Here is an 18,656-nt window from a genome sequence, read left to right on the forward strand (position 1 = left end):
ACGCATTATGCTTTGGTCCCTTACTAAAATTCTTGTTTTTGTTGCATGTGTGGCTGCCCTCGCGTTTGGTGCGGTTCAACTTTTGGAAATGGAGGGCGGTGTTCAGATTACCTTCAATGGGGTTGAGCGGACATTTGGCCCCCTTCAAACAGCCATTGCTTTTGCGGTGTTGGTCGCCGCGCTTTACATCGTGTTGAAAGTGTTAGGCCTGATTGGTGCTGTGCTTCGGTTCATTAATGGGGATGAAACAGCGCTGTCTCGTTATTTTGTGCGTAACCGCGAGCGTAAAGGATTTGATGCCTTGTCCGAAGGCATGATGGCGCTTGCGTCAGGCGAGGGGCGCTTGGCGATGTCAAAGGCTAGCAAAGCTGAGCGGTATCTACGTAAACCCGAGCTCACAAATTTGATCACCGCGCAAGCGGCAGAGATGGTTGGTGATACCAAAAAAGCGAACCAAGTTTACAAAGAGCTTTTGCAGAATGATCAGACCCGCTTTGTGGGTGTACGTGGAATTATGCGCCAAAAATTAGCTGCTGGTGATACGGATACGGCCTTGGCCTTGGCTGAGAAGGCTTTCGCTTTGAAGCCTAAGCATGAAGAAACGCAGGACGTTTTGTTGCGACTTCAGGCCCAGAAAGAGGATTGGAGCGGCGCGCGCAAAACGCTGACTGCGAAGTTGAAGCATGGATCGTTGCCGCGTGATGTGCACAAACGCCGCGATGCGGTTCTGGCGCTGTCAGAAGCGAAGGCGATTGTTGCAGATGATAGCACGATCGAAGTGAAAGAGGCGGCGATTGAGGCAAACCGGCTATCGCCAGATCTAATTCCGGCGGCGGTCTTGGCCGCGGATTCTTATATCGCAGCCGGTGAAGGAAAGTACGCGGCGCGGGTTTTGAAAAAGGCGTGGGGCGCGCATCCTCATCCTGATCTAGCGGCTGCTTTTGCACGAATTGCGCCCGAAGAAACTCCGACTGAGCGCCTCAAGCGGTTCAAAGCATTGACCCGCGTTGCCCCTGATCACGCCGAAACAAAAATGCTGCTTGCTGAGCTTCATATCGCGGCTGAAGATTTTCCAGCAGCGCGCGCTGCGATGGGTGATTTGGCGGAAAGCAATGCGACAACGCGCAGTCTAACAATTCTAGCGGCGATTGAGCGTGGCCAAGGTGCCAGTGATGATGTTGTGCGCGGTTGGTTGACGAAGGCGCTAACTGCCCCGCGTGGCCCGCAGTGGGTTTGTGAGAACTGTCAAAATATTCACGCAGAATGGGCGCCGACCTGCTCAAATTGCGGTGCTTTTGATACGCTTGCGTGGCGTACTCCAACGACTTCTGACGCGACGATGCCATCATCTACGGAAATGCTGCCTTTGCTTGTTGGCACGCCCTCAGCGTCCGATGTGGATGATGCCGAAGTCATTGATGAGGCGTCAACTGGCGTAGATGCATCGGAGAAATACTGACTGCGTTCAAACTATTTTTCGGCGTGCTCCTTATTAAATTTTAGCGATTAGCCCTGTCAGAGTTAATTTAAGTTAATCAAGGGCTTGTTTCGGGAAATAATTGTTCTAGTCTCCCTAACATTCTTGGAATGCCAAGAAGCATAGCTTCGTTATCAGAGGTTAGTAAGTTTCGTTATCCTGTGATGTGAAGCCGAAAAAATAAGCGACCCCATAATGGGTTGCGCTGATCGATTCCTTGGGAGGGACTATGACAAATACACTTAACCGCAGAAAGTTTTTGCGCGGCTCGGCTGTTGCCGGCGCTGCCGCTTTGGCGACACCAGCAGTTGCGGCCAACCACGGCACAACACTGAAAATGCAAGCTGCTTGGGGCGGCGGTATTTTCCTTGAAAATGCACAATCGTTTGCAAGCCGCGTTAACGAAATGTCTGGTGGTTCATTGACCATTGAAGTGCTGTCTGTCGACTCCGTCGTTAAGACAAGCCAGATGCAAGACGCGGTACACCGCGGCGTTCTTGATGCAGCGCACTACGTATCAGCCTACTGGTACGGCAAGTCCAAAGCCGCATCACTCTTCGGCACAGGCCCGTGCTTTGGCTGGTCAAGCCAAGAGATGCTCGGCTGGATCCACGCAGGTGGTGGTCAAGAGCTCTTTGATGAGCTGATGGATAGCCTGCGCTTGAACGTTGTGTCTTTCTTCAACTCACCGATGCCAGCACAGCCACTTGGTTGGTTCCAAGAAGAAATTAAAGACGCAAGCCAGATGAATGGTCTGAAGTACCGTACTGTTGGTCTTGCTGCTGACGTTCTGCTCGAAATGGGCATGTCAGTTGTGCAGTTGCCTGGCGGTGAAATCCAGCCAGCGATGAAATCTGGTCTAATTGACGCGGCTGAATTCAACAACCCAACATCTGACCGTGACTTTGGTATGCAAGATGTTTCCAAGCACTACCACTTGGCATCATACCACCAGAGCCAAGAGTGCTTCGAAGTTACATTCAACAAAGACAAGTTCAACGGCCTGTCACCTGAGCACCAGGCGATCATCCGTAACGCGTCAATGGCTGAAAACTCCGGCTTCTACTGGGGCAACACAAAGCGTTACTCAGACGATCTGATCAAACTGCAAGAGCAGGACGGCGTGAACGTATACCGTACACCAGATTCTGTTATGGCAGCGCAGCTCGAAGCATGGGACAAAGTTGCAAACCGCATTGCGGGCGACGATCCATTCTTCGCGAAGGTTATGGAGTCACAGAAGGCATACGCCAAAGATGTGATGAACTACCTCAACATGAACCAGCCTGATTACAAACTGGCGTACAACCACTACTTCGGTTAATCGCTTAGTTTAGAAACGGTGTGTCCGGGTGCTTTATTGCGCCCGGACATTTGCGCTCAATTGACGAGCGCCAATAATTCACATGATCTGTAGGGGAGCGACAGACACATGAAAATCGTTTATGCCATTGAGGGACTGAGCCTGTGGGTTGGACGTGCCTTTGGGTGGTGCATTCTCATCCTCACACTGTCCGTATCGTACGAAGTGTTCGTAAGATACGTCCTGAATTCGCCGACTGTTTGGGCGTTTGATATGATGATCCAGATGTACGGTGCTTTGTTCTTAATGTGCGGTGCGTATGCACTGGCGCAGGACACGCACGTGCGTGCTGATGTTGTGTACCGTTTACTACCGATCAAAGTTCAAGCCTCGTTGGATTTTGTGCTTTATTTCCTATTCTTCTTTCCGGGCGTCATTGCCCTTGCTTGGTATGGTTACGAGATCGCTTCTGATAGCTGGCGCTACAAAGAAGTGAGCTTTAACAGCCCTGCCAGTATTCAAATTTATTTCTTCAAATCTTTGATCCCGCTATCTGGTGCGCTGTTGGTGCTCCAAGGCTGTGCGGAGCTTGCGCGCTGCGTGATGGCGATGCGCACCGGTGCTTGGCCCGAGCGTTTGGCTGACGTCAAAGAAACTGAAGATTTGTTGGCGAATATTGATCTGGACGCGATCCAGTCAGCTACGCCTTCTAATAAATGAACCGCCATAAGAGCGAATAGAAAGATATAAAAAGATGTCAAATCCTGAAGTCGCCCTGTTGATGCTTGGGCTGTTCATTTTCCTTGTACTTCTTGGCTTTCCGATTGCTTTTACACTCCTCGCGATGGGTGTGGCATTTGGATATTATGCGTACCACCAAGGTGGTCCGATCGAGACGTTCTCGGATATTTTCAACAACAACATTTTCTACCTACTGAACCAGAACACGTATTCTGTGATGGAAAACCCGATCCTGGTTGCGATCCCGTTGTTCCTGTTTATGGGCTACGTGGTTGAGCGGGCGAACATCGTCGATAAGCTGTTCTTCTCTTTGTACATGGCTGCACGCAACTTGCCGGGCAGTCTTGCAATTGCCGCCTTGCTTACTTGTGCGGTGTTCTCAACGGCATCTGGGATTGTTGGCGCGGTTGTAACACTGATGGGCTTGTTGGCGTTTCCCGCAATGGCAAATGCCAACTATAACAAAAGCTTTGCGTCTGGCGTGATCTGTGCCGGTGGTACGTTGGGTATTTTGATCCCGCCATCCATCATGCTTATCGTCTATGCGGCGATCGCAGATTTGTCGCCCTTGCGACTTTATGCAGCTGCGGTGTTCCCCGGTTTATTGTTGGCGGGTCTCTACATTGTGTACGTGATCACACGTGTTTGGTTTAATCCTGCATTGGCGCCAAAACCGACCATGGAAAATGTGCCACCACCCCGCGAAATCTATAAAGACCTTTTGGTAAGCTTTGTGCCGCTGACTGTTTTGATTGCGCTTGTTCTTGGTTCAATCCTTGGTGGTCTTGCGACACCGGCTGAAGCCGCTGCTATGGGTGCTTTGGGCGGTATGGTGTTGGCGGTACTTTATCGCTCCATGACGTGGGAAAAGCTGAAGGAAAGCGTCTTCCTGACCGCAAAAGCAACCGCGATGGTGTGCTGGTTGTTCGTTGGTTCGTGGACGTTTGCATCGGTCTTTTCGTACTTGGGTGGTCACGACATCATTGCAGATTGGGTTGGTGGACTTGATCTTGAGCCGTGGGAATTCTTGATCCTTGCTCAAATCATCATCTTCTTGCTGGGATGGCCGCTGGAATGGTCTGAGATCCTGATCATCTTCGTGCCAATCTTCTTGCCGCTTCTCGAGGTATTTGGTGTAAACCCCTACTTCTTTGCGATGTTGATTGCGTTGAACCTGCAGACTTCGTTCCTGACACCACCCATGGCGATGTCCGCCTATTATCTCAAAGGGGTCCTCAAGGACAAAATTGAGTTGATGGACATCTTCCGCGGTATCATGCCGTACTTGGGCATTGTGATTTTGACGATGGTCTTGATGTATAACTTCCCAGGCATCGCATTGTGGTTCCCTGACTATCTCTTTGGACCATACATTCCATGATCCCAGATAGTTATAAACTAACTGCAACCGAGGCGGTGGATGCCATCGCCTTGGGACGCCTTAGTTCTGTTGAACTGGTCAAGTCTTGCTTGGCGCGCATTACGGAAACCGACGAAGCTATCAAAGCGTGGGCTTTCCTCGATCCTGATGCAGCACTTGCCCAAGCGGCTGAATGTGACCGACTTCGCAGAGCAGGTATGGCAACGGGTCGTCTTCATGGCATTCCGGTTGGCCTGAAAGACATCATCGATACCGCCAAAATGCCAACACAGCGCGGAACATCGATCTTTGCCGGACGGCAAACGGAACACGTAGCCCGTTTGGTTGAACGTTTGCGCGAAGAAGGTGCTGTGATCATGGGTAAAACCGTGACCACTGAACTGGCTTTTGTGCACGCAAACGAAACCCGTAATCCCCATAACGCCGACCACAGCCCTGGTGGTTCATCAAGTGGTTCGGCAGCTGCGGTTGCAGCGATGCATGTGCCGCTGGCCATTGGTACCCAGACAAATGGTTCCGTTATCCGTCCCGCATCATTCTGCGGAACATTTGGGTTCAAACCTACACGCGGCGTGATTTCTCGCAGTGGCGTTTTGCAGACGTCAGTTTCGCTTGATCAAGTGGGTTGCTTTGGTCGCAGTCTTGAAGACGTTGCCCTGTTGACCGATGCAATCGGAGGCTACGATCAAAATGATCAAGTTAGCTTTGCGCGCCCGCGTCCAAAGATGCTTGAAGGAGCGCAGGCCGAGGCATTGGTCACGCCCGAGTTTGCATGGTTTGACCTGCCCTTTAACGAGCGTCTTTCCGGCGATGCGCGTGAGGGCATGGAAGCGGTACTAGACATTCTTGGCTCTAAAGTGACCAAGATGGAGCCCGCAGATACCCTATCTGATCTTGTCATGGTGCAAGCGCGTATCCACGAATATGAAATTGCCCATCACCAAGCAGAGGTTTTCGATACGCACTGGGATCAGATCAGTGATACGTTAAAACCCATCATTGAGCGTGCGCGTAAAATCACAAAAACTGAGTATGAAGATGCGCTAGCTGTCAAAGGGTCCGCTGAGTCTTTCTTTATGAACTTCTTTCTGGATTATGATGCGGTCATTGCGCCGTCAGCTGCTGGCGAGGCTCCAAAGTTTGGAGACGGCACAGGCGATCCGATTTTTTGTACTCTGTGGACGCTTGCGGGGCTGCCATGTATCAGCCTTCCTCTTCTCGTTGGTGACAATGGGCTACCGATCGGTGTGCAACTTATTGGGCCACCTGAAAAAGATGACCGGCTTTTGCGCACGGCGCGATGGCTACAAACCTATTTATCTGAAACAGCCGAGTAACTGAGAGGACCTACAATATGTCATATATGGTTAAGTTAATCGCAGGCCTGACTGGCACAGCATTTTTGTGCATTTTCATCGGGGGCCTGTCCCAAAGTATCTCAAGCGGTTTTGCCGGCTTTGTCGGTGGTGCGCCGTTCATGCTTATCGCTATTCTCGTGTGCGGTATGGCCGTCTACGATTTCTGGGACGAGTGTGTACGTAAGAAATGAGTAAGAAACGTCTTTGGATTACGCGCCGCCTGTCTGATGCAACGCTTGAACGGGCTGCGCGCGATTATGACGTTGTTATCAACCATGAAGATACCCCCGGGACTGCTGCGGAGTTAATCGCGGCAAGTGCTGATTTCGACGCGGTTATCCCCTGCCACTCCGAACACTTTACTGCGGATGTGGTGAGCCAGTTTTCTGACCGCTTGAAGATTGTGGCCAATCATTCGGTTGGTGTCGACCACTGCGATATTCCTGCGCTTAACGCGCGCGGCATCGCAGTCACGAACACGCCCGATGTGCTTTCTGATGCGACCGCTGAGTTGGCTATGTTGTTGATGCTTGGTGCTGCACGCAATGCTGTAGCTGGTGACCGGATTGTGCGGACCGGCAACTGGGATAGCTGGTCACCGGCCTTTATGGTTGGCAAACAGGTAACCGGTGCGCGTTTAGGCATTATTGGGATGGGTCGCGTGGGGCAGGCTTTTGCTCAAAAGGCGCGAGGTTTTGGGATGCAAGTGCATTACTACAACCGCCGTCCGCTGTCGCCTGATCTTGAACACGGGGCTGTCTATCACGAGACCGTCGAAAGCCTTTTGGCGGTGTCTGATTTCTTATCGCTTCATTGTCCCGCAACGCCTGACACGGTCGACCTGATGAATGGTGAGCGTTTTCAAATGCTGCCAAAAGGGGCTGTCATTGTGAATACGGCACGTGGGGCGTTGGTTGATGAAGACGCTCTGATTGCAGCGCTTGATAGTGGGCATGTTTCTGCCGCCGGTCTTGATTGTTTTAAGGTTGAGCCGGGTGGCAACCCCAAGTTTTCGTCCTACGATAACGTATTCATGTTGCCCCACATCGGGAGTGCAACACGACAAACACGAGATGCCATGGGGTTCCGCGCCCTCGACAATCTTGATGCATTCTTCGCGGGCCAGACACCAAAGGATATCTTGACCAAATGATGGATAAATCAATCACCAAACTCGCGTTTCTGGGCCTTGGCGTCATGGGCTATCCAATGGCAGGCCATCTGGCAAAAGCAGGTCACTCCGTCACCGTTTACAACCGTACCACGGCAAAAGCTCAGGCGTGGGTAGATGAGCATGGTGGCAGCTTGGGTGAAACACCTGCAGAAGCAGCGCGGGGCGCAGAAGTTGTTATGGCCTGTGTCGGGAATGATGATGATCTGCGCTCGGTTTGCCTTGGACCTGACGGGGCATTCGCCACGATGTCCGAAGGCAGCACTTTTGTTGATCACACCACCGTATCCGCAGCAGTCACAGCCGAGCTTCACGCCGCTGCGAAAGCTAAGGGCATTGCCTTCGTCGATGCGCCTGTGTCTGGCGGACAAGCAGGCGCAGAGGGCGGGCAGCTTTCGATCATGTGTGGTGGTGCGCAAGCGGATTACGATTGGATTGAACCCGTCATCAATACCTATGCAAAATTGTGTCGTCGTATTGGTGAAAGTGGCGCGGGTCAGATGACCAAAATGTGTAACCAGATTGCGATTGCCGGGCTGGTGCAAGGGTTGTCCGAAGCGTTGCACTTTGCTTCCAAAGCGGGACTCGATGGCGCATCTGTCGTTGAGGTGATCAGTCAGGGCGCTGCCGGTTCATGGCAAATGTCCAACCGCTATCAGACTATGCTGGATGATCACTTTGACCACGGGTTTGCCGTTGATTGGATGCGCAAAGATCTGGCGATTTGTCTAAGCACCGCCGAGGAAAATGGCGCGTCACTACCAATCACAGCTTTGGTCGACCAGTTCTATAAAGATGTGCAGAAGATGGGTGGTGGCCGTTGGGACACATCCGCTTTGTTCAAGCGCCTTCAAAACGACGGCACTAAGTAACACGATAAAGTTGTGCAGCGCGCCAGCAGGTGTGTTGGTTCGCTGCATAGCGATTTTTGCGATATTCGGGTTCTTTTGCTGATCGCGATGGACATCAAGCTGTCGTTGGCTATCAATACCTATCCAAGAACATTGCTAACAAACACGCGCCGAAAAGAGTGCTGTCAGATAGAACCCCTCGGAGGAAATATGAAATTCAAATCCCTATTCGTCGCCGCGACTGTTGCGGCTCTGACAGCTACATCCAGCGTCGCTGAAGATCTCAAAGTTGGGATGATCACAACGCTTTCCGGTGGTGGCGCAGGCCTTGGTATTGATGTGCGTGACGGCTTTATGTTGGCAGTCGCACAATCTGGTCGAACCGATATTGATGTGATCATCGAAGATGACCAGCGCAAGCCAGACGTTGCTGTTCAGCTTGCAGACCGCTTGATTCAATCTGAGAAGGTTGACGTCATGACCGGTATCATTTGGTCGAATTTGGCAATGGCTGTCGTTCCAGGTGCTGTGGCTCAGGGTAAGTTTTATCTGTCGCCGAACGCAGGCCCTTCACCTCTTGCAGGCCGTGCGTGTCATGAAAACTATTTCAACGTAGCATGGCAGAACGACAATCTGCACGAAGCGGCAGGTGCGTATGCGAATGACGCAGGCCACTCAAACACATTTATTCTGGCACCTAACTACCCTGCTGGCACTGATGCGCTTACCGGCTTTAAGCGGACCTACAGTGGTGAGTTGGCTGGTGAAATCTACACCAAACTTGGCCAGTCAGATTATGCGGCTGAGATCGCACAAATCCGTGCAAGCGGTGCTGATAGCGTGTTCTTCTTCCTGCCCGGCGGGATGGGTATCTCGTTCCTCAAGCAGTATGCAGATTCAGGCGTTGACTTACCTGTTGTCGGCCCGGCCTTCAGCTTTGACCAAGGTATTTTGCAAGCGGTTGGTGCAGCAGCGTTGGGCGTCAAGAATACATCGCAGTGGAGCAAAGATATCGACAACGCGGCCAACGCTGCATTTGTTGAGACTTTTTCCGCTGAGTACGGACGCTTGCCATCGCTCTACGCAAGCCAAGGGTTTGACACGGCGAACTTGTTGATTTCAGCGATGGAAGCGGCAGATGTGAGTGACGCGGGTGCATTCCGTGCCGCTCTTAAGGCAGCAAATTTCGATAGCACACGCGGCGCGTTCGCCTTTGCCAGCAACCATCATCCAATCCAAGACATCTACGTACGCGAAGTGATCAAAGAGGGCGATGTGTTTACCAACAAGATCATTGCAACGGCATTGTCAGATCACTCAAACGCCTACGTTGCTGACTGCAAAATGTAAGCTAGCGTTCATTGGCCCGCGACGTGTGGGCCAGTGACTTTTCACACGGAAATCCATGTCGTTTATTCTGTTCATTGAGCAGGCCCTGAATGGTTTGCAGTTTGGGGTCATGCTGTTTTTGATGGCCGCTGGCCTGACGCTTGTTTTCGGCGTTATGGGGTTGATCAATCTGGCGCACGGCTCGCTTTATATGATCGGCGCTTTTGCTGCGGCGGCAGCTGCGGCGGCGACGGGATCATTCGTGTTGGCGTTGATTGCCAGCTTCGTATGCGCTGCGTTTGCTGGTGTCTTGATTGAATATTTTGTCATCAGACGTCTTTATGATCGTGACCACTTGGATCAAGTCTTGGCGACCTTCGGGCTTATCTTGATCTTCTCCGAGGGCACACGTTGGGTCTTTGGCTCATTTCCCTTGTTTCTTGATAAACCTGAGTGGCTCTCGGGCACGGTGATGCTGCCGTTAGGAATTGAATATTCGATCTACCGGCTGGCCATTATTGTTGTAGGCCTCATGATTGCGGCTGGTTTGTTTTGGATGATCGCGCGCACGCGTGTAGGTATCCGAATTAGGGCCGGTGAGAACGACCGCGAAATGATTGGTGCGCTCGGGGTTAATATCTCGCTTTTGTATACATTTGTTTTTGCCCTTGGCGCGGCACTTGCGGGACTGGCGGGTGCGCTGATTGGCGCGATCCAATCTGTCCAAGTCGGGATGGGTGAGCCGGTTTTGATACTAGCCTTTGTTGTGATTGTCATCGGTGGCATTGGCTCTATTCATGGTGCATTTATTGGCTCTGTCCTTGTCGGTATGACTGATACGCTTGGTCGGACAATGCTTCCTAGTCTATTTAGTCTGTTTTTGGAGCCGTCTGCAGCAACGTCTCTTGGGGCCTCTTTGTCCTCTATGCTGATTTATATTTTAATGATTGGCGTCCTTATTTTCAGGCCTAAAGGCCTGTTTGGGGGAGCATAGAATGCGGCGTGAGGCGATTTTCAATTACACTCTGCTGTTTGCGCTTTTGGCATTTCCGCTTTGGGCCTGGACGGCTGACGAGCCATTTCTAATCACCCTCACGACCCGCGCGATTATTTTTGCGATTGCCGGAGTAGGGCTTAATTTTGCGCTTGGCTTCGGGGGATTAGTAAGTCTGGGTCACGCGGCGTTTTTTGGACTTGGTGGGTATGTGATGGGCGTGCTGGCCTATCATGCGCAAACGTACACCGCGTTCGTAACGTGGCCGGTTGTCATTGAAGGCACCAATTCGATGCTAACGATCTGGCTTGTGGCAGTAGTTTTGTCAGCGGCCTTGGCTTTGGCCATTGGGGCATTATCGCTGCGTACCTCGGGCGTTTACTTTATCATGATCACTTTGGCATTTGCGCAAATGCTCTACTATTTTACGATCTCGTGGCCCAAGTATGGGGGCGAAGATGGCCTGTCGATTTATGTGCGTAACCAATTTTTCGGCCTGAACACCATGGACCCAATTCAGTTCTTCGCTGTGTGCTATGGAGTATTATTATTGGTTTTGCTGTTTGTGTTTCTTGTGTCGCGTTCGCCGTTTGGTTTGATGCTTGGGGCCGCGCGGCAGAACGAGGCGCGGGTGCAGGCAGTTGGCCAGACGCCGTTCCGCCTTTACCTCACTGCCTTTGCAGTGTCCGGCGCGATTACCGGCTTAGCAGGGGCAATGTTTGCTGATCTTAACCGTTTCGTCAGCCCGACGATGTTCTCGTGGCAGACCTCGGGCGAGGTTATGATCTTTGTTATCCTTGGCGGCGTTGGTCGCGTTTTTGGGCCGGTTGCCGGCGCAGTTTTGTTCATAATTCTTGAGCACTTGTTGGGCGGGCTCAGCGATTATTGGCATATCTACCTCGGTGCAATTTTGCTCGGCGTCGTGCTGTTTGCGCGCGGTGGGCTGTATGGGTTGATTGCAGGTAGGCAGGTTGCTCATGAGTAGTGCAGTTCTGCAAATTCGCGGCGTTAGCAAAAGCTTTGGCGCATTAGAGGCAAGCAAAAACATCACCCTTGACGTGCGGACGGGTGAAATTCATGCGCTTATCGGACCAAACGGCGCGGGTAAGTCGACTTTGATCCAGCAGATTGCGGGTGGTCTGCAGCCTGATCGTGGTCACATCCTGTTCATGGATCAGGACGTGACAACCCTTTCAACAGCCGCGCGCGCGCGAAAAGGCATGGCGCGAACATTTCAGATCTCGTCACTGGCAATGGAATATACGGTTCTGCAGAACGCTGTACTTGGCGCACTTGGTGCGCGCGGTGATGTGTACCGGTTCTTTCGACCGGTCATGAAGGATCAAAAACTGCTGTCTACAGCGCAAGAAATGCTCGCCCTTTTGGGGCTGGGTGATGTGCAGAACACCATCACATCTGAATTATCTCATGGCCAACGCCGCCAATTGGAGGTGGCTGTCGCACTGACGTCTTCGCCCAAGTTGTTCTTGATGGATGAACCGATGGCGGGCCTTGGTGCTGAGGCGTCAAAAAGGCTAATGACGTTCTTGGCAGAGTTGAAAAAACAGGCGCCGATCTTGTTGGTAGAGCATGATATGGACGCAGTTTTTGCGCTGGCAGATCGGATTAGTGTTCTTGTGTACGGAGAGATCATTGCTACGGGGACCGTAGAAGAAATCCGGTCTAACCCTGCTGTTCGTCTTGCGTACTTAGGAGAAGAGGCAGAAGAATGAGCCTTCTTGAACTGTCCAATGTATCGGCTTTTTATGGCGCCAGTCAGGCTTTGTTCGATGTGTCGTTGACCCTTGAGGAAGGCCAAGTGCTTGCAATGATGGGTCGCAATGGCATGGGTAAGTCGACGACCGTCAAAGTGGTTTGCCGGCTTCTGCAACACAAAGACGGTCAGGTTATTTTTGATGGGCAAAACGTCAAAAGTGCTCCTTCGCATAAGGTTGCGCAACTTGGTGTTGGCTTGGTGCCTGAGGGGAGACGTTGCTTTTCAAACCTGACGGTTTACGAAAATCTGGTTGTTGCTGCGCGGTCAGGAGAATGGAATTTTGCTTCTGTTTCGAAGCTCTTTCCTCGGTTGAGTGAGCGAAAAGATCAAAAGGCGTCGTCTCTTTCAGGCGGCGAGCAACAGATGCTTGCGATTGGCCGCGCACTGATGACCAACCCAAAACTTTTAATCCTAGACGAGGCGACCGAGGGCTTGGCCCCGGTGGTGCGTCAAGAAATCTGGCGCGCAATTGAGCGTCTTAAGTCGGATAGCTCAATGTCTATTCTTGTCATCGACAAATCCCTCAAGGAGCTGTCGCGCATCGCCGATACAGCGGTCATCCTTGAGAAGGGTAGATCGGTTTGGAGTGGCGACTTCACTCAACTAACGCCAGATGTGACCGATCCTTTCTTGGGTGTTTGAAAGACTGTAAGGTGCTGAGCTTTAGGCGTCTCTAAGGTTTGATATTTTCACAAATATTTTGTATTAGGTTACTTTTTTGTGCGGACTAGATCGCTTCGGTTGCTTGCAATTTATTTTCATGACGGCGGAGCGCGTGCGGTTGATCAAAATGTAATGTAATTATTGCAACCGGTTGCAAAAATAAATTGCTAGGCCTAAGGTTCATCACATCTGGATTCAACTTCGGCGAATGCGCACCGGTAATTATCAAATTTGTTCATGATTTACGCGCAGTTCTTTCGCCTTGTGACGATCCAAGATGAATCAATCGCCTCAAAAAGAGGCCTCGGCAATTTATGCGCGAACCGAGCGCGCTTCCTTGGGAGGAAAAAATGAAAAAGATATTATTGGCTACTGGACTTGTCGCCTTGATGGGCACTTCAGCGATGGCGCAACAAATTGGTGTTTCCATTGCGCGCTTTGATGACAATGGCCTGACCGTGATGCGTAATGGCATGACAAGTCACGCAGATACACTCGATGGTGTGAGCCTTCAGGTTGAAGATGCGACCGATGACGTTGCAAAGCAGCTTGACCAAATCAATAACTTCGTTGCGTCTGGTGTTGATGCGATCATCGTAAACGCGGTTGATACAAACGCGACCGAAGCGATGACCGCAGCTGCTGCGTCTGCTGGCGTGCCGCTGGTCTATGTAAACCGTCAACCGGTTAACATGGATACGCTGCCTGATGGCCAAGCGTTTGTTGCGTCCAACGAGATTGAATCTGGCACATTAAAAGCGTTCGAGGTTTGCAAAAACCTGCGCGCTGCAGGCAAATCTGGTGGAGCTACGGCGTACATTCTGATGGGTCAGCTTTCAAACCAAGCAGCGGTTCAGCGCACAAAGGACGTCGAAGACGTTCTGGGCATGGACATGTGTAACTTCATCACGGTCATCGACAAGCAGACCGCTGAATGGTCACGGGACAAAGCGCAGGATCTTATGACGAACTGGTTGTCATCCGGTGAGCCGTTTGACGCTGTGTTTGCCAACAACGATGAGATGGCAATTGGTGCGATCCAAGCGCTGAAGGCGAACGGTATTTCTATGGATGCAGTTCAAGTCGGCGGCGTTGACGCGACAGCAGACGCGCTTCAGGCGATGAAGGCTGGCGATCTTGACGTGACTGTATTCCAAGACCTTGCCGGTCAGGGTTCAGGATCAATTGATACTGCGCTGAAGCTTATCAACGGCGAAGCAGTCGACAAGACTGTATTTATCCCGTTCAAGCTGGTTACTCCTGATAACGTTGATGAGTTTATCGCAAACTGATCGAACAATAGACTTTAAGTGGGGCGGCATGTCTGCCCCACTTCTTCACAGAAGCTTCACAGACCACAAAGGAATTGATTGATGGCAGACAAGAGCCACGGGATCGGCGGATTGAGTTTTGATTCATCAAAGCGCCAATGGCCAAACGAGATAAACGTTTTCTTTGCCTTGATCCTTATTGTGGTCATTTTCGAAATTCTTGGCGCCATGGTTATGGGTCAAAGCTTCTTGTTTGATAGCAACGATCGCTTTGACAGCATTTTTAACGAGGCCCGTCTTCGCATCATTATCCTGCAGGTCGCCATTATCGGCATTATCGCTATTGGCGTGACACAGGTCATTATTACAGCAGGGATCGACCTTTCATCTGGTTCTGTTTTGGGTGCCACGGCCATGATCGTCATGAGCTTTGCGCAAGTTGCAGAAGTGAACGGCAACCCTAACCCGAAGGCCCTGTTCGGCCCGGCGTTCCTTGATTTGCCAGTAATTATTCCAATCCTTGTTGGTCTTGCCGTTGGCACGCTTGCGGGTGTTATTAATGGGACACTTGTTGCTTTCGCACGCATCCCACCATTTATCGTCACACTTGGAATGATGCTTTTTGCAAGAGGTGTGGCGCTGTGGTGGTCTGATGGGCGTCCCGTATCGTTTCCCACTGAAACCTACGGATTGATCGGCAAGGGGATGACCCCGGTATATATTTTCGTCGCCTTGGCCATCCTGTTCCATTTCATCATGAAGTACACGGTTTACGGGAAACACACCTATGCCATCGGCTCAAACGAAGACGCAGCGCGGATGTCTGGCATCAACGTCGCACGTCATCTTGTGCTAGTTTATGCAATCGCTGGAATGTTGGCTGGCTTGTCTGCAATCGTCATTACTTCGAAGAACCTCACCGCACAGTCGGGCATGGGCTTTACCTATGAATTGGAAGCCATTGCGATGGCGGTTATCGGTGGGGTCTCGTTGTTCGGTGGGCGCGGGTCTATCATTGGGACGGTAATTGGTGCGCTTATCATTGGGGTCATTACCTCTGGTTTCACATTCCTAAGGCTTGGTGCGTATTATCAAGAAATGACGCTTGGTTGTATTATCGTTGGGGCGGTGGCTCTGGATCAATGGCAGCAAAAACGCGCCGCTTCGCGGTCATAAGGGAAGGGAAAATCTTATGTCAGATATTATTCTAGAGACGAAAAACCTGACCAAGCACTACGGTGGTGTTCATGCACTTGATGGCGCTGACTTTGTCCTAAAGCGCGGTGAGCATGTTGCGATTATGGGCGACAACGGCGCAGGCAAGTCAACCTTCGTGCGGCAGATCACCGGCGTTGAACAGCGCACCCGTGGCACAGTCATTTTTGACGGTGAAGAAGTTAATTTCAGCGGTCCAATTGATGCGCGTGAAGCAGGCATTGAAACTGTATTTCAAACACTGGCGCTTGCTGATCACCTTGATGTTCCAGATAATTTGTTTCTTGGACGTGAGATATTTAAGTTTCGCCTCGGGCCATTTTCAATTCTGGATTATAAGGCCATGCGCAAAGCAACGCTCGCGGGTCTTGAAAAGACAGCGGTGAAAATCCCTAACATCAACAATACGATCCAGAACATGTCAGGCGGTCAACGCCAGTGTGTTGCTATCGCGCGCACAGCTACTTTTGCGTCTAAGTTGACGATCATGGACGAGCCGACTGCAGCCTTGGGGGTTCAAGAGACCGCGCAGGTTGAGAACATCATCCGCACATTGAAAGAGCAGGGCGAAAGCCTGATCCTTGTGTCTCATAATATGCGGCAAGTATTTGATTTGGTTGACCGTATCGTTGTTTTCCGGCGTGGTCGGATTGTGGCTAACCTCGATGTGAAAGACACCGATGGTCAGGACGTTGTGGCCTACATCACGGGTGCCAAAACCGGTGCCGAATTTGAAGGCGCGGCGTAAGCGGTGTTCAATCTAGGCGTCCCATTCTTTCTGCCCGTCTGGCGCCGTGTCTTGGTGGTTGTCATAGCTATCGCTTGGGGGCTTTTTGAGTTTGCAAATGGCCAGTTTTTCTGGGGTATTGTCTTTGTAGGCATGGGCAGTATAGCCACGTGGAAGTTTGGCCAGACCGATTGGTCCCAAGTGGCGGACGACGATAGGGGCAGTAAGTAGGGGGTCAGATCATGGCCGTAACGCTTAAGGATGTTGCAGAAAAAGCCGGCGTTTCGCGTTCGGCAGTGTCGCGCACTTTCACCGAAGGCGCGTCAGTTTCCAAGAAAACCCGTACCAAGGTTATGTCTGCAGCAGACTTGTTGGGCTATAGTCCAAACGCCCTAGCGTCGTCGCTTACAACTGGCAGAACAAAACTTATTGGGCTCATTTCCAATAACTTTCATAACCCAATTTTTCTAAGTGTATTTGACCAGTTCACCGCAGGATTGCAGGAGCGCGGTCTGCGGCCACTTTTGCTTAACCTTACCGATGAAATGGATACCGAGACATCGTTGCGCATGATGCGTACTTACTCGGTTGATGGGGTTATTGTTGCCTCTTCCACACTGCCGCCAAGTTTTTCAGAGGCCTTTTGCGATGCAGGTGTGCCTGTTGTGAATTCGTTTGGACGTCATTCGCTCTCGCCCAAAATTGATACGCTGGGAATTGATAACATTGAAGCGGGCCGCATGGCCGCGCGTGAGATGATCAAACGGGGCTATAAACGCTTGGGCTTTTTGGGCGGGCCTGAGCGGGCAACGTCTACGCAAGACCGTTTAAGTGGGTTCGCTCAAGAGGTAGCTGGCGCCGAAGGCGTGACTATGTCGCAAAGCTTCGCGACGCAGTATTCATTCGATGCTGGCCGCACAGAGATGGTTGCGCTTTTGAAGGATACACCGAAAGAGGCGTATTTCTGCGGGGACGATGTGCTGTCTATTGGCGCGCTTTCCGCAATTCAGTCAGCGGGCTTAAAAGTGCCTGATGATATTGGATTGATCGGATTGAACGACATGGAAATGGCTAGTTGGCAAAACATCAACCTGACGACAATTCACAACCCAATTAAGCAGATTATTCGTACGTCGATCGATGTTATTGAGGAAATGCTGATCGATGATACACGCAAACCACAAGCGCAGCTTTTTGATTGTCATGTGGTTGAGCGGGGCACGTTGCGCCCCGCCCCTTAACTTAGCGCATTGATGGCGGCCTTGCATCCAACCATTTGCCATCATCTTTGCCTGATTGTGCCACAGCAAACACAGCGGCCATAGACCGCAAGCCGTCTTCTGCACGAGGATAAAGATTGGCTGCGGGGTCCATAACGCGGCTTTCTTTACGGGCGGAAATTGCCTCGGCCAGATCAGTATAGATATTTGCAAAAGCAAGAGGCATGCCCTCAGCGTGCCCAATAGTAACGCGGGTTGCACGATCTGCCTCGGGGGACAGGTTCGCCTCACCGCGTTCAATGATCTGAAGCCGCTCATTCAGTGGCATATAGAAGAGTTGGTTCGGCTGTTCTTGGCTCCAACGCAGGCCGCCAGTTTCGCCGAATACTTGGATGCCAAGGCCGTGCTGGCGACCAATCGCGATAGACGATGTCCAAAGCCTACCAACAGCACCGCCGTCCATGCGGAAGTTCACCATCGCATCGTCTTCAAGGGTCCGAACGTCGATGCATGACACGGTATCGGCGCTCAACTTGGTCACTTCTTGACCTGTTACAAACGACGCCATGTGCAATGCGTGGATACCGCAGTCCGCAAACTGAGCGGACACGCCAGCTTGCGCTGGGTCATAACGCCAGCGGACGCGGGGATTGTCGGCATCTGTTGCGTCAGCATGGTGCCCATGTGCAAACTCGGCGTTCACAAGCCGGACCTTTCCGATATCCCCACGGGCGATCATCGCGCGCATGTGGCGGACTAGTGAGTAACCAGAATAGCCGTAGTTCACCGCACAGATGTTGCCGGTCTTCTTGGCGATCTCTACAATCTCCTCACCCTCTTCGATGGTCATAGTCATCGGCTTTTCGCACAACACGTTGAAGCCGTTCTCAAGGAAGGATTTGGTGATTTCGAAGTGTGTAGCATTGGGTGTTGCAACGGTCACAAGATCAACGCGGTCATCACGTTTCTTTTCACCTTCGAGCATATCTTGCCAACTGCCGTAAGCGCGGTCGCCAAGTCCAAGGCGTTTGCCATAATCGATACCCTCGTCTGGGCGGTGATCGAGCGCGCCTGCGCTAAATTCAAACAGCCCGTCAAGTCCTGCGCCCAAGCGGTGTGCTGGTCCGATCTGACTACCTTCGCCGCCGCCGATCATGCCCCATTTTAGCTTTGTCATA

19 protein-coding genes are annotated in these 18,656 nt (G+C 51.6%); 17 read left to right on the forward strand and 2 right to left on the reverse strand.

The window, feature by feature from the left end; translation table 11 throughout:
- The first annotated feature begins 7 nt into the window (after nt 1–7).
- The 16 genes from OLX08_RS08135 to OLX08_RS08210 all read left to right on the forward strand — a co-directional run bounded on the left by OLX08_RS08135 (nt 8) and on the right by OLX08_RS08210 (nt 16,279).
- Nucleotides 8–1,459, forward strand: a complete 1,452-nt coding sequence (locus OLX08_RS08135) for a heme biosynthesis protein HemY (protein ID WP_391480833.1) — start codon at nt 8–10, stop codon at nt 1,457–1,459.
- 247 nt (nt 1,460–1,706) lie between these two features.
- A complete protein-coding gene (locus tag OLX08_RS08140; RefSeq protein WP_391480834.1) occupies nt 1,707–2,801 on the forward strand; it encodes a TRAP transporter substrate-binding protein in 1,095 nt (364 codons plus the stop codon).
- A gap of 108 nt (nt 2,802–2,909) precedes the next feature.
- Nucleotides 2,910–3,500, forward strand: coding sequence for a TRAP transporter small permease subunit (locus OLX08_RS08145; RefSeq protein ID WP_391480835.1), 591 nt, complete (start codon nt 2,910–2,912; stop codon nt 3,498–3,500).
- Nucleotides 3,501–3,534: 34 nt separating this feature from the next.
- Complete coding sequence (locus OLX08_RS08150) at nt 3,535–4,902, forward strand: TRAP transporter large permease (RefSeq protein WP_048598590.1); 1,368 nt, start codon at nt 3,535–3,537, stop codon at nt 4,900–4,902.
- The gene (locus OLX08_RS08155) at nt 4,899–6,239 is read left to right on the forward strand and encodes an amidase (RefSeq protein WP_391480836.1); all 1,341 of its coding nucleotides are present in this window, start codon (nt 4,899–4,901) and stop codon (nt 6,237–6,239) included. Before OLX08_RS08150 ends, OLX08_RS08155 begins: the two co-directional genes overlap by 4 nt.
- Nucleotides 6,240–6,256: 17 nt before the next feature.
- Entirely contained in the window at nt 6,257–6,451 is a 195-nt protein-coding gene (locus OLX08_RS08160; protein ID WP_048598592.1) for a hypothetical protein, read from the forward strand.
- Nucleotides 6,448–7,413 carry a 2-hydroxyacid dehydrogenase gene (locus OLX08_RS08165; protein ID WP_391480837.1) on the forward strand — a complete coding sequence of 322 codons (966 nt, stop codon included), beginning with the start codon at nt 6,448–6,450 and terminating at the stop codon, nt 7,411–7,413. Before OLX08_RS08160 ends, OLX08_RS08165 begins: the two co-directional genes overlap by 4 nt.
- An 11-nt stretch (nt 7,414–7,424) precedes the next feature.
- Entirely contained in the window at nt 7,425–8,303 is an 879-nt protein-coding gene (locus OLX08_RS08170) for an NAD(P)-dependent oxidoreductase (RefSeq protein WP_048598798.1), read from the forward strand.
- Between the two features lie 189 nt (nt 8,304–8,492).
- Complete coding sequence (locus OLX08_RS08175) at nt 8,493–9,632, forward strand: ABC transporter substrate-binding protein (protein ID WP_391480838.1); 1,140 nt, start codon at nt 8,493–8,495, stop codon at nt 9,630–9,632.
- 55 nt (nt 9,633–9,687) lie between these two features.
- Complete coding sequence (locus OLX08_RS08180; RefSeq protein ID WP_391480839.1) at nt 9,688–10,605, forward strand: branched-chain amino acid ABC transporter permease; 918 nt, start codon at nt 9,688–9,690, stop codon at nt 10,603–10,605.
- A gap of 1 nt (nt 10,606) precedes the next feature.
- Entirely contained in the window at nt 10,607–11,590 is a 984-nt protein-coding gene (locus tag OLX08_RS08185; RefSeq protein ID WP_391480840.1) for a branched-chain amino acid ABC transporter permease, read from the forward strand.
- Complete coding sequence (locus OLX08_RS08190; RefSeq protein ID WP_391480841.1) at nt 11,583–12,338, forward strand: ABC transporter ATP-binding protein; 756 nt, start codon at nt 11,583–11,585, stop codon at nt 12,336–12,338. The genes OLX08_RS08185 and OLX08_RS08190 overlap by 8 nt, the downstream gene beginning before the upstream one ends.
- Nucleotides 12,335–13,024 carry an ABC transporter ATP-binding protein gene (locus tag OLX08_RS08195; protein WP_391480842.1) on the forward strand — a complete coding sequence of 230 codons (690 nt, stop codon included), beginning with the start codon at nt 12,335–12,337 and terminating at the stop codon, nt 13,022–13,024. The genes OLX08_RS08190 and OLX08_RS08195 overlap by 4 nt, the downstream gene beginning before the upstream one ends.
- Before the next feature lie 371 nt (nt 13,025–13,395).
- Entirely contained in the window at nt 13,396–14,337 is a 942-nt protein-coding gene (locus tag OLX08_RS08200) for a substrate-binding domain-containing protein (protein WP_391480843.1), read from the forward strand.
- Nucleotides 14,338–14,418: 81 nt separating this feature from the next.
- Complete coding sequence (locus tag OLX08_RS08205; RefSeq protein WP_391480844.1) at nt 14,419–15,492, forward strand: ABC transporter permease; 1,074 nt, start codon at nt 14,419–14,421, stop codon at nt 15,490–15,492.
- Nucleotides 15,493–15,508: 16 nt separating this feature from the next.
- On the forward strand, nt 15,509–16,279 hold the full coding sequence (locus OLX08_RS08210) for an ATP-binding cassette domain-containing protein (protein ID WP_391480845.1): 771 nt from the start codon (nt 15,509–15,511) through the stop codon (nt 16,277–16,279).
- A gap of 12 nt (nt 16,280–16,291) precedes the next feature.
- Here OLX08_RS08210 and OLX08_RS08215 read toward each other — a convergent pair whose 3' ends face one another.
- Nucleotides 16,292–16,459 (reverse strand): hypothetical protein, encoded by a 168-nt coding sequence (locus OLX08_RS08215; RefSeq protein WP_412535645.1) that lies wholly within the window; start codon nt 16,457–16,459, stop codon nt 16,292–16,294.
- Nucleotides 16,460–16,500: 41 nt separating this feature from the next.
- Between OLX08_RS08215 and OLX08_RS08220 the strand changes: the two genes are divergently transcribed.
- The gene (locus tag OLX08_RS08220) at nt 16,501–17,499 is read left to right on the forward strand and encodes a LacI family DNA-binding transcriptional regulator (protein WP_391480846.1); all 999 of its coding nucleotides are present in this window, start codon (nt 16,501–16,503) and stop codon (nt 17,497–17,499) included.
- Between the two features lies 1 nt (nt 17,500).
- On the opposite strand, the gene OLX08_RS08225 is transcribed toward OLX08_RS08220, so the two are convergent.
- Complete coding sequence (locus tag OLX08_RS08225; RefSeq protein ID WP_391480847.1) at nt 17,501–18,655, reverse strand: Gfo/Idh/MocA family protein; 1,155 nt, start codon at nt 18,653–18,655, stop codon at nt 17,501–17,503.
- Nucleotide 18,656 lies beyond the last annotated feature (1 nt).

This window comes from Nereida ignava (assembly GCF_047114695.1).
GTDB classification, from domain to species: Bacteria; Pseudomonadota; Alphaproteobacteria; order Rhodobacterales; family Rhodobacteraceae; genus Nereida; species Nereida ignava.

Coding starts and splice junctions, on each gene's coding strand:
- OLX08_RS08135 (WP_391480833.1), top strand. CDS start 8: ATGCTTTGGTCCCTTACTAAAATTCTTGTTTTTGTTGCATGTGTGGCT.
- OLX08_RS08140 (WP_391480834.1), top strand. CDS start 1,707: ATGACAAATACACTTAACCGCAGAAAGTTTTTGCGCGGCTCGGCTGTT.
- OLX08_RS08145 (WP_391480835.1), top strand. CDS start 2,910: ATGAAAATCGTTTATGCCATTGAGGGACTGAGCCTGTGGGTTGGACGT.
- OLX08_RS08150 (WP_048598590.1), top strand. CDS start 3,535: ATGTCAAATCCTGAAGTCGCCCTGTTGATGCTTGGGCTGTTCATTTTC.
- OLX08_RS08155 (WP_391480836.1), top strand. CDS start 4,899: ATGATCCCAGATAGTTATAAACTAACTGCAACCGAGGCGGTGGATGCC.
- OLX08_RS08160 (WP_048598592.1), top strand. CDS start 6,257: ATGTCATATATGGTTAAGTTAATCGCAGGCCTGACTGGCACAGCATTT.
- OLX08_RS08165 (WP_391480837.1), top strand. CDS start 6,448: ATGAGTAAGAAACGTCTTTGGATTACGCGCCGCCTGTCTGATGCAACG.
- OLX08_RS08175 (WP_391480838.1), top strand. CDS start 8,493: ATGAAATTCAAATCCCTATTCGTCGCCGCGACTGTTGCGGCTCTGACA.
- OLX08_RS08180 (WP_391480839.1), top strand. CDS start 9,688: ATGTCGTTTATTCTGTTCATTGAGCAGGCCCTGAATGGTTTGCAGTTT.
- OLX08_RS08185 (WP_391480840.1), top strand. CDS start 10,607: ATGCGGCGTGAGGCGATTTTCAATTACACTCTGCTGTTTGCGCTTTTG.
- OLX08_RS08190 (WP_391480841.1), top strand. CDS start 11,583: ATGAGTAGTGCAGTTCTGCAAATTCGCGGCGTTAGCAAAAGCTTTGGC.
- OLX08_RS08195 (WP_391480842.1), top strand. CDS start 12,335: ATGAGCCTTCTTGAACTGTCCAATGTATCGGCTTTTTATGGCGCCAGT.
- OLX08_RS08200 (WP_391480843.1), top strand. CDS start 13,396: ATGAAAAAGATATTATTGGCTACTGGACTTGTCGCCTTGATGGGCACT.
- OLX08_RS08205 (WP_391480844.1), top strand. CDS start 14,419: ATGGCAGACAAGAGCCACGGGATCGGCGGATTGAGTTTTGATTCATCA.
- OLX08_RS08210 (WP_391480845.1), top strand. CDS start 15,509: ATGTCAGATATTATTCTAGAGACGAAAAACCTGACCAAGCACTACGGT.
- OLX08_RS08220 (WP_391480846.1), top strand. CDS start 16,501: ATGGCCGTAACGCTTAAGGATGTTGCAGAAAAAGCCGGCGTTTCGCGT.
- OLX08_RS08225 (WP_391480847.1), bottom strand. CDS start 18,655: ATGACAAAGCTAAAATGGGGCATGATCGGCGGCGGCGAAGGTAGTCAG.